Origin of the sequence: Cryobacterium sp. TMT4-10 (genome assembly GCF_004403275.1) — a bacterium.
GTDB lineage: Bacteria > Actinomycetota > Actinomycetes > Actinomycetales > Microbacteriaceae > Cryobacterium > Cryobacterium shii.
Window position 1 is genome coordinate 49,924 of record NZ_SOGU01000051.1, and the last position, 8,348, is coordinate 58,271.

General features: G+C 69.5%; 8 protein-coding genes. 2 read left to right on the forward strand and 6 right to left on the reverse strand.

Annotated features, from left to right (window positions below; all coding sequences use genetic code 11):
* Window positions 1-112: 112 nt before the first annotated feature.
* Together E3T42_RS08165 and E3T42_RS08170 are read right to left on the reverse strand one after the other, a co-directional pair.
* Entirely contained in the window at window positions 113-670 is a 558-nt protein-coding gene (locus E3T42_RS08165; protein WP_134365002.1) for a gluconokinase, read from the reverse strand.
* Between the two features lie 34 nt (window positions 671-704).
* Window positions 705-2,096 carry a GntP family permease gene (locus E3T42_RS08170; protein WP_134364995.1) on the reverse strand — a complete coding sequence of 464 codons (1,392 nt, stop codon included), beginning with the start codon at window positions 2,094-2,096 and terminating at the stop codon, window positions 705-707.
* A gap of 171 nt (window positions 2,097-2,267) precedes the next feature.
* Between E3T42_RS08170 and E3T42_RS08175 the strand changes: the two genes are divergently transcribed.
* On the forward strand, window positions 2,268-3,005 hold the full coding sequence (locus tag E3T42_RS08175; protein WP_134402800.1) for a FadR/GntR family transcriptional regulator: 738 nt from the start codon (window positions 2,268-2,270) through the stop codon (window positions 3,003-3,005).
* An 18-nt stretch (window positions 3,006-3,023) separates the two neighbouring features.
* On the opposite strand, the gene E3T42_RS08180 is transcribed toward E3T42_RS08175, so the two are convergent.
* Window positions 3,024-4,310 (reverse strand): ATP-binding protein, encoded by a 1,287-nt coding sequence (locus E3T42_RS08180; protein WP_134364993.1) that lies wholly within the window; start codon window positions 4,308-4,310, stop codon window positions 3,024-3,026.
* A gap of 192 nt (window positions 4,311-4,502) precedes the next feature.
* On the reverse strand, window positions 4,503-7,127 hold the full coding sequence (locus E3T42_RS08185) for an excinuclease ABC subunit UvrA (protein ID WP_134402801.1): 2,625 nt from the start codon (window positions 7,125-7,127) through the stop codon (window positions 4,503-4,505).
* A gap of 357 nt (window positions 7,128-7,484) precedes the next feature.
* On the opposite strand from E3T42_RS08185, the gene E3T42_RS16725 reads away from it, so the two are divergent.
* Complete coding sequence (locus E3T42_RS16725) at window positions 7,485-7,652, forward strand: hypothetical protein (RefSeq protein ID WP_160141038.1); 168 nt, start codon at window positions 7,485-7,487, stop codon at window positions 7,650-7,652.
* 27 nt (window positions 7,653-7,679) lie between these two features.
* Here E3T42_RS16725 and E3T42_RS08190 read toward each other — a convergent pair whose 3' ends face one another.
* Both E3T42_RS08190 and E3T42_RS17615 read right to left on the reverse strand, forming a co-directional pair.
* A complete protein-coding gene (locus tag E3T42_RS08190; RefSeq protein WP_134402802.1) occupies window positions 7,680-7,940 on the reverse strand; it encodes a Txe/YoeB family addiction module toxin in 261 nt (86 codons plus the stop codon).
* Window positions 7,937-8,348: type II toxin-antitoxin system Phd/YefM family antitoxin (locus E3T42_RS17615; protein WP_370262047.1), on the reverse strand; the 412-nt coding region annotated here is incomplete at its 5' end. The genes E3T42_RS17615 and E3T42_RS08190, both read right to left, overlap by 4 nt.

Below are 8,348 nucleotides of genomic sequence, written 5' to 3' on the forward strand. Positions count from 1 at the left end.
ATAGCTCGCTGATAGGGCACTCGGAGCGGAAGGTCAGAAACCAGGCTCCGCCGGCGGGAGCACGCGACGGTCCCCGCGGCCGTGACCGCGGGGACCGTCGTTGTTGCGGGTGCTACCCCTGGGCCGGCGCCGCAGCGCGCGGCACCGAGGACTTGCCCGGCTCCGCCGCGCCGAGGGTCGAGGACCCGGCCCGGGGGGTGAGCCCGAGTCGCCGCACGATCTCCGCGGCCTCCTCGGCCGGGGCGCGGCCGGCGTCGATCGTGATGGCGCGCTCGTCGGCGTCGGGCGCCTCGAGCGTGGCGACCTGCGAGTCGAGCAGCGAGGCCGGCATGTAGTGGTCGTGACGGGTGGCGAGGCGCCGCCCGATCAGTTCCGTCGACCCGGCCAGGTGCACGAAGACCACGTTGTGCTCACGCAGCACGTCGCGGTAGCGGCGCTTGAGCGCGGAGCAGGTGATGATGCCCGGCACGTCGGCCATGGTGTGCTCGATGATCCAGGAGGAGACCGTGTCGAGCCAGGGCGCGCGGTCCTCGTCGTTCAGGGCGTGGCCGGCGGACATCTTGTCGATGTTCTCCTGCGGATGCAGGTCGTCGCCTTCCTCGAGGTCCCAGCCGAGCTGGCCGGCGAGGAGCCCGGCCACGGTGGACTTGCCCGACCCGGAGATGCCCATGATCACGAGCACCGGTTGCGCTCTCGCGAACACGTTAGATCACGATGTTCAGGAGCAGGACGCCGGCGAGGCCGGTGACGGAGATGAGGCATTCCATCACGGTCCAGGTCTTCAGGTTCTGCCCGACGGTGGTGCCGAGGTATTCCTTGACGAGCCAGAACCCCGCGTCGTTGACGTGGGAGAGGAACAGCGAACCCGCGCCGATGGCCAGAACCATCAGGGAGACATCCGTGCCGCCCAGGCTGGCCGCGACGGGGGCGAGAATGCCGGCGGCGGTGACGGTGGCGACCGTCGCCGAACCGGTGGCCACGCGGATCAGCGCGGCGACGAACCAGGCCAGGAGGAGCACCGAGATGCTGCTGCCGGCCACGGCGTCGGCGATGACGGTACCGATCCCGGTGTCGATCAGAACCTGCTTGAACCCGCCGCCGGCGCCCACGATCAGCAGGATGCCGGCGATGGGGGGCAGGGAATCGGAGAGCGACTTGGCGACCGCGGTGCGGTCCATGCCGCCGCCGCGACCGAAGACGATCATCGCGTAGATGACGGCGATGCCGAGCGCGATCATCGGGGTGCCGAGGAAGTCGAGGGTGGCGTTCAGCGGCGAGGTGGAGCCCGGGTTGACCGCGTCGGCGATCGAGCGGGCGAGCATCAGCACGACGGGGAGGAGGATGCCCGAGATGGTGATCAGGAAGCTCGGGCGCTTGGCGTTCTCGCCCAGGCCCTGTTCCTCGTTGGTCAGGAACAGCTGCGGCACGGGCACGGAGACCCACTTGCTGGCGAACTTGCTGAAGACCGGGCCGGCGATGATGACGGTCGGGATGGCGATCAGCACGCCGATGGCGAGGGTGAGTCCGAGGTTCGCGCCCAGCGTGGTCACGGCCACGAGGGGCCCGGGGTGCGGCGGCACGAGGCCGTGCATGACCGACAGGCCGGCGAGGGCGGGGATGGCGATCCGGATCAGGGAGAGTCCGCTGCGGCGGGCGACCAGGATGATCACCGGGATGAGCAGCACGAGACCGACCTCGAAGAACATCGGCAGGCCGATCAGGCCGCCGATCAGGGCCATGGTCCACGGCAGGGTGCGCGCACTCGAGCGGGTCACCAGGGAGTCGACGATGCGGTCGGCTCCGCCGGAGTCGGCGAGCAGCTTGCCGAACATGGCGCCGAAACCGACCAGGATGCCGACGCCCGCCATGGTGGCGCCGAAGCCGGTGCTGAAGCTGGTCACGGCGGCGGCCGGAGCGAGCCCGGCTCCGACGCCCACGCCCACGGCGCCGATCGAGAGGGCGAGGAACGGGTGCACTTTGAGCCAGGTGATCAGCACGATGATCACGGCGACGCCCACGAGGGCCGCGATGATGAGCTGCAGGTTGCTGCCGGCCGGTTCGATCGGAACCACCGGGACCGCAAGGGCGAAATTCATGTGAATATCCATTCCGAGGCGGCTTCTCTGCGACCCCATCGTCCAAATATCTGATTAATCAGATAATTGAGTGTGGCACAGGAATTACGTCGTCGTGACCAACGCCGCTACGATCGCGGGGGGACATCCGGCGGCGGGCCGCTCGCACGGGTCCCGGAGAGAGAAGTTGAGATGAACCGTGGGGCGGGCGCAGCATCCTGGCGTGAACGGGGCCTGCATGCTCGGGTGCTGAACGCCCTGGGCCAGCAGATCGTCGACGCCGCCTATGCGCCCGGCGACATCCTGAACCTCGACCAGATCATCGACGACTTCGCCGTCTCCCGCTCGGTGCTGCGGGAGGCGCTGCGGGTGCTCCAGTCGCTCGGGATGGTCGAGCCCCGGCAGCGGGTCGGAACGCAGGTGCTCCCGCGGGAATTCTGGGACCTGATGAACCCCCAGATCATCGGATGGCGCGGCCGGGGTCGCGGCGCCGAATACTACACCCAGATGCGCGAGCTGCTCGAACTTCGGCTCGGAATCGAACCGGTCGCGGCCCGCCTCAGCGCCCGCCTGATGACGCAGGAACAGCTGGACGCCGTGCAGGCCGCGGCGGCGGCGATGATGGAGTCCAACCTGGCCGGCGAGGGACCGCGGTTTCTCGAGGCCGACGTCCGGTTCCACTCGCTGATCCTGATCGGGTCGGGCAACAGCGTGATGGCACACTTCGCCGGCACGGTGGCGGCGGTCCTCCAGACCCGGCAGGAAGAGAAGCGGTTCACCATCACCGAGTACACGCCGCCCTCGGCCCACCGGCACAACCAGCTGGCCGAGGCCCTAGTCGAGCGCGACGAGGATGCCGCCTACCGGTGGTCGTACGCCACGATCGAGGCCACCCTGGCCGAGTTCACCGAGGAATCCGCCGGCGCCTGAGCCGGCCGGGTCTTCGAGCTAGAGCCGCGCCAGCAGCTCGATGTCCTCGAGGAATTCGCTGGCCACCTGGGGCGACACGGTGGTGCGGGTGGACTGGATCGCCAGCAGGTAGTCGTCCGTGCCGGGGCCGCCGGGAGTCGACTCGTCCGCGCCTTCGAAGAGCGCTCGTTCGAGGGCCTCCTGCGAGGCGCGCCGGGCCGCGTATTCGATGTCCGCGGGGGAGAAGCCGTCGCTCGCCTCGACCAGCAGGTCAAGGTCGACCGTGCCGGCCGTGGCCGGGGGAACGTAGCGCTCCCAGATGGCCTGGCGCGCCGCGGCATCCGGAAGCCCGATCGGGATCACGTAATCGAAGCGGCCGTGCCGGAGGAAGGCGGAGTCGAGGGCGCGGATGAAGTTCGTGGCGCAGACCAGCAGGCGGCCGGGCTGTTCACGGAAGGCCGGGATGATCTTCAGCAGCTCGTTGGTCACGCCCTGCAGGGCCGAGGGCGGTTCGCCGCCGCGCTGGGCGGCGATCTCCTCGACCTCGTCGATGAAGACGACCGCGTGTTCCAGTTCGGAGATCTTCAGGAACGTCTCGCGCAGCGCTCCGGCGAGGCCCTTGGGGTCGGCGGCGAGCCGGGAGGGGAAGACCTCGACGAAGGGCCACTCCAGCCGGGAGGCGATCGCCTTCGCGAAGGTGGTCTTGCCCGTGCCGGGAGGGCCGAAGAGCACGACGGCCTTCGGCGGCACCACGCCGTACTGCTCGGCCATGTCGGGTTTCGCCAGCGGCATCACCAGTCGGCGTTCGAGCAGTTCCTTCTCGGTGCGCATGCCGCCGACGCCTTCCCAGAGGTCGCGGGCCAGGATGCGTCCGCCCAGCTCGGTGAGTGATCGCAGCTCCTCCCGCTGCACGGGAATGTGGCGCTCGAAGTAGCGCAGGTTCTTCTTGACCTCGAAGCCGCGCTTCACGAACGCGTCGACCCGGGTGGCCGTTTCCGGCATCAGCGCGGACAGTTTGGTCAGCCCGTGCCGGGACATCTTCTTCTCCAGGGCGGCCAGCAGGGCGGTGCCGATGCCTCGGCCCTGCTCCCGCTGTGCGGTGGCGAGGAAGACGACCCAGCCCTGCGCGTGGGCGGCCCGGCCGACGGCGGCGCCCACGACCTCGTCGCCCATCATGGCCACGACGGCGTCGTCCTTCTGGCAGGACGCCAGCACCTCGGACAATCCGTAGACGGGCTCCGTGCGGGCGGCTGTGATCTCTTCCCAGAGACGCAGGATGCCGTCCAGGTCGTCCGAGTGAAAGTCGCGGATCCGCCAACCGGTCATGAGAGCTCCTTTGCGCTGCAACGTCACTCCCAATCTATGGCACCCGCCGGGTCGGCCGGGCTGGCCCGGGCCCGGGGCCGGCCCGGGGCATCGAGCGGCACGGCGGCGCAGGTTATGCACGGCGGCGCAGGTTCCAGCCTGCGCCGCCGTGCATAACCTGCGCCGCGAGGCACTCCACGAGAACGGGAAGGGCTACCGGGCGGCCAGGCGGTGAGCCAGGTAGGGGGCCGTGCGACTGTGCGGATGCGCGGCGACCGTGGCCGGGGTCCCGGTCGCCACGATCCGGCCGCCCGCGTCGCCGCCGGCCGGGCCCAGATCGATGACCCAGTCCGCGGCGGCCACCACGTCGAGGTTGTGCTCGACGACGATCACCGTGTTACCGGCGTCGACCAGGCGGCCCAGCTGGGTCAGGAGCAGGCGGACATCCGCCGGGTGCAGGCCCGTGGTGGGCTCGTCGAGCAGGTAGAGCGTGTGCCCGCGGCGGGCCCGCTGCAGCTCAGTGGCGAGCTTGATGCGTTGCGCCTCGCCGCCCGAGAGCTCGGTTGCGGGCTGGCCGAGGCGCAGGTAGCCGAGGCCGACCTCCCGCAGGGTGGCCAGGCTGCGCGCTGCCGCGGGGATCCCGCTGAGGAAGGCCGCGGCCTCGTCGACGCTCTGCCCGAGCACCTCGGCGATGGTCTTCCCCTGGTAGGTGACGGCCAGGGTCTCCGGGTTGTAGCGCGAGCCGTGGCAGGCCGGGCAGGGTGCGTAGCTGCCGGGCAGGAAGAGCAGCCCGACGCTCACGGAGCCCTCGCCGGCGCAGGTCTCGCAGCGGCCGCCGGCCACATTGAACGAGAACCGGCCGGCGCCGAAGCCGAGGCTTCGCGCATCCTCGGTGGCCGCGAAGGCCGCCCGCACCGCGTCGAAGAGTCCGGTGTAGGTGGCCAGGTTGGACCGCGGGGTGCGGCCGATGGGCTTCTGGTCGACGCGCACCAGGCGGTGGACGGCGCCAAGACCCGTGATGCGGTCGACGGTGGCGCGGGGGCTGGAATCGGTGTCGGTGTCGGTGTCGTCGTCCTCGTCCTCCGTGCCCGACCCGGCCGTGCCGGGCTCGTCGGCCCCGGGATGGAGGGCGTGGCGAACGGCATCCGCCAGCACCTGGCTGACCAGGGTGGACTTGCCGGACCCGGAGACCCCGGTCACGGCGGTCAGCACCCCCAGCGGGAAGTCGGCGTCGAGGCCCTGCAGATTGTGCCGGGTGACCCCGTGCAGTCCCAGCCAGTTCTCGGGCACCCGCAGCGGTTCGGGTCCGTCGGCGGGTGCGGCCGCCTCGGCAGCGTCGGTTGCCGTGTCAACTTCCGCGTCGGCGGCCGCGTCGGCAGCGTCGGCCGGGAACAGGAACCGCCGGGTGACCGACGCCGGCACCTCGGCCAGCCCCGCGATCGGCCCGCTGTAGAGCACCCGGCCGCCGTCCGCGCCGGCCACCGGGCCGACGTCGACGACCCAGTCGGCGCGGCGCACGATGTCCATGTTGTGCTCGACGACGAAGACCGAGTTACCCGATGCCTTGAGCTGCTCGAGCACGAGCAGCAGCGGTTCGGCGTCGGCGGGATGCAGCCCGGCCGAGGGTTCGTCGAGAACGTAGATCACGCCGAAGAGGCCCGAGCGCAGCTGGGTCGCGATGCGCAGGCGCTGCATTTCGCCGGGGGAGAGGGTGGGGGTCGCGCGCCCGAGGCTCAGGTAGCCCAGTCCCAGTTCGAGCAGAACCTCGATGCGCCCGAGCAGGTCGCGGGTGAGGGTGACCCCGACCTCGGTGGCCTCGCCGGACGCGGCCGTGGGGCGGGCCGCATCGGCTCCGCGCAACTCGGCGGTCGGGCGGATGAGGTCGGCCAGCTCGGTCAGCGGCAGCCGGTTGAGCGCCGCGATCGAGTGCCCGGCGACGGTGACCAGCAGTGCGGCGGGGGTGAGACCGCTGCCGCCGCAGGTCGGGCATGGGCCGGATTCGACGAAGCGCAGCGCGCGCTCGCGCTGGCTCTGGCTCTTCGAATCGGCCAGAGTGTGCATGATGTAGCTGCGGGCGCTCCAGAACCGGCCCTGGTAGGGCTTGGCAACCCGGTCCCGCTGCGGCACGACCTCCACCACGGGCTGTTCCTCGGTGAAGAGGATCCAGTCGCGCGCCGCGCGCGGCAGGTCTCGCCAGACCGTGTCCACGTCGTAGCCCAGAACGGTGAGGATGTCCCGCAGGTTCTTGCCCTGCCAGGCGCCCGGCCAGGCGGCGATGGCGCCGTCACGGATGCTCAGGGTGACGTCCGGCACGAGGAGTGCCTCGGTCGCGGTGTGCGCCGTACCCAGACCGTGGCACCGGGGGCAGGCCCCAGCCACGGTGTTGGGGGAGAAGGAATCGGACTCGAGGCGCACGGCATCCGTCGGGTAGGTGCCGGCCCGGGAATAGAGCATGCGCAGCGAGTTCGAGAGCGTGGTGACGGTGCCGACGCTCGACCGGGAGCTCGGGGTTCCACGCCGCTGCTGCAGCGCGACGGCGGGCGGCAGTCCGGTGATCTCGTCGACGTCCGGGGTGTGCCCCTGTTGGATCAGGCGGCGGGCGTATGGGGCGACGGATTCCAGGAACCGGCGCTGCGCCTCCGCGAAAATGGTGCCGAAGGCGAGCGAGGACTTGCCGGAGCCGGAGACCCCGGTGAAGGCGACGATCGCGTCCCGGGGCACATCGACGTCGACGTCCTGGAGATTGTTCTCCCGGGCGCCCCGCACTCGGACGAAGCCGGTGACCGTGCTGCTGCGGGTGACGTCGGCGGATTCGGGGCTGGTGTGGGGCGGTTGCATTCGCACGACTCTAGCCCGGGCGTCTGGCAGATGCTCGGATGCGAGTCGGCGGCGCTATCATAGGGGGTGCGATCCCGTCCACTGATGGTGGTGGGTCGGTAACTCATCTCGATGCTCAACCGTGACAAATCCCGATGCAACCGTGTCAATCTCGATCGCCATTTCATATCATTGAACCAGGCTCAGCGGCGTGCCGTTCAAACCACGCTTGAGACTGAGAGACCCGATGGCCGATCCGACAAGTACGACAATCCACCACGTTTCGCTCCTGCGATGGGCAGCCCTGAAGCGTGAGTTCGCTTCTCGCCGCCCTGCTCCTCGCAGCAGCACTGACGGCGACCGAGACTAAGGGTTCCCGTGGCTGAGAATACCGAACCGACACCGGCCAACCAGGTCTCCCTGGTGCGCTGGGCCGAACTGAAACGCGCCTACGTGGCCCGCCTGCCCCGGAACCGGAGCGACTCGATCGCGCCGGTGACCGACGCGGACCTCGCCTCGACCGAGCAGAAGAAGTCGCAGGACTGAGTCACCGCCGACCTCTGTTTCGTGACCCTAGTTTCCGTAGTGGTATCGGCATCCCGCGATGCGGACTTCGTCGCCTTCGACCTTGTAGATGAGACGGTGCTCATCGGTAATACGGCGGAACCAGTGGCCGTGGAATCCGTGTTTCAACGGTTCGGGCTTTCCGATGCCCTCGTTTCCGTTTCGTGCGACGTCACGAAGGAGGGTGTTGATCCGTTTGAGGATCTTGCGGTCCTGGGACTGCCACCATTCACAGTCTTTCCCGGCATCCTCGTCCCAGACGAATTTCACTCGATCAGATCGTTCACGGTGCCCCGTCCGGACTCCAACCGTTCGATTGATCCGAGAAGACGTCGAGCGTTGGCCGGATTTCGCAGCAGATAGGCCGTCTCCTTGAGCGACTCGTATTCATCGAGGGAGACGATCACAACCGGCTCGTGCCCGGCGCGGGTGATGACGATTTCCTCACGATTATCGACAACCGCAGACAGCGTCTCGGCGCCAGTGTGGCCTGGCGCCCACGAGGGACTCAGAAAGGCGCGGGTTCGGGACCCGGCATCGGCAGAGATGCTGAGGCTGGTTTCGGCGGTGGTTGGGGTTCCACCGCACGGATGAACGTGGCCGGCTCGGTCACGAATGCGCGCCCGCTCGGCGAGGTCCACCTCAGGGTGCCGGCCTCCAGGTGTTTCACCGTCCACC

What these genes read in the sequence shown, in the direction of transcription:
- E3T42_RS08175 (WP_134402800.1), top strand. Translation starts at nt 2,268, where the DNA reads ATGAACCGTGGGGCGGGCGCAGCATCCTGGCGTGAACGGGGCCTGCAT.
- E3T42_RS08170 (WP_134364995.1), bottom strand. Translation starts at nt 2,096, where the DNA reads ATGAATTTCGCCCTTGCGGTCCCGGTGGTTCCGATCGAACCGGCCGGC.
- E3T42_RS08180 (WP_134364993.1), bottom strand. Translation starts at nt 4,310, where the DNA reads ATGACCGGTTGGCGGATCCGCGACTTTCACTCGGACGACCTGGACGGC.
- E3T42_RS08165 (WP_134365002.1), bottom strand. Translation starts at nt 670, where the DNA reads ATGGGCATCTCCGGGTCGGGCAAGTCCACCGTGGCCGGGCTCCTCGCC.
- E3T42_RS08185 (WP_134402801.1), bottom strand. Translation starts at nt 7,127, where the DNA reads ATGCAACCGCCCCACACCAGCCCCGAATCCGCCGACGTCACCCGCAGC.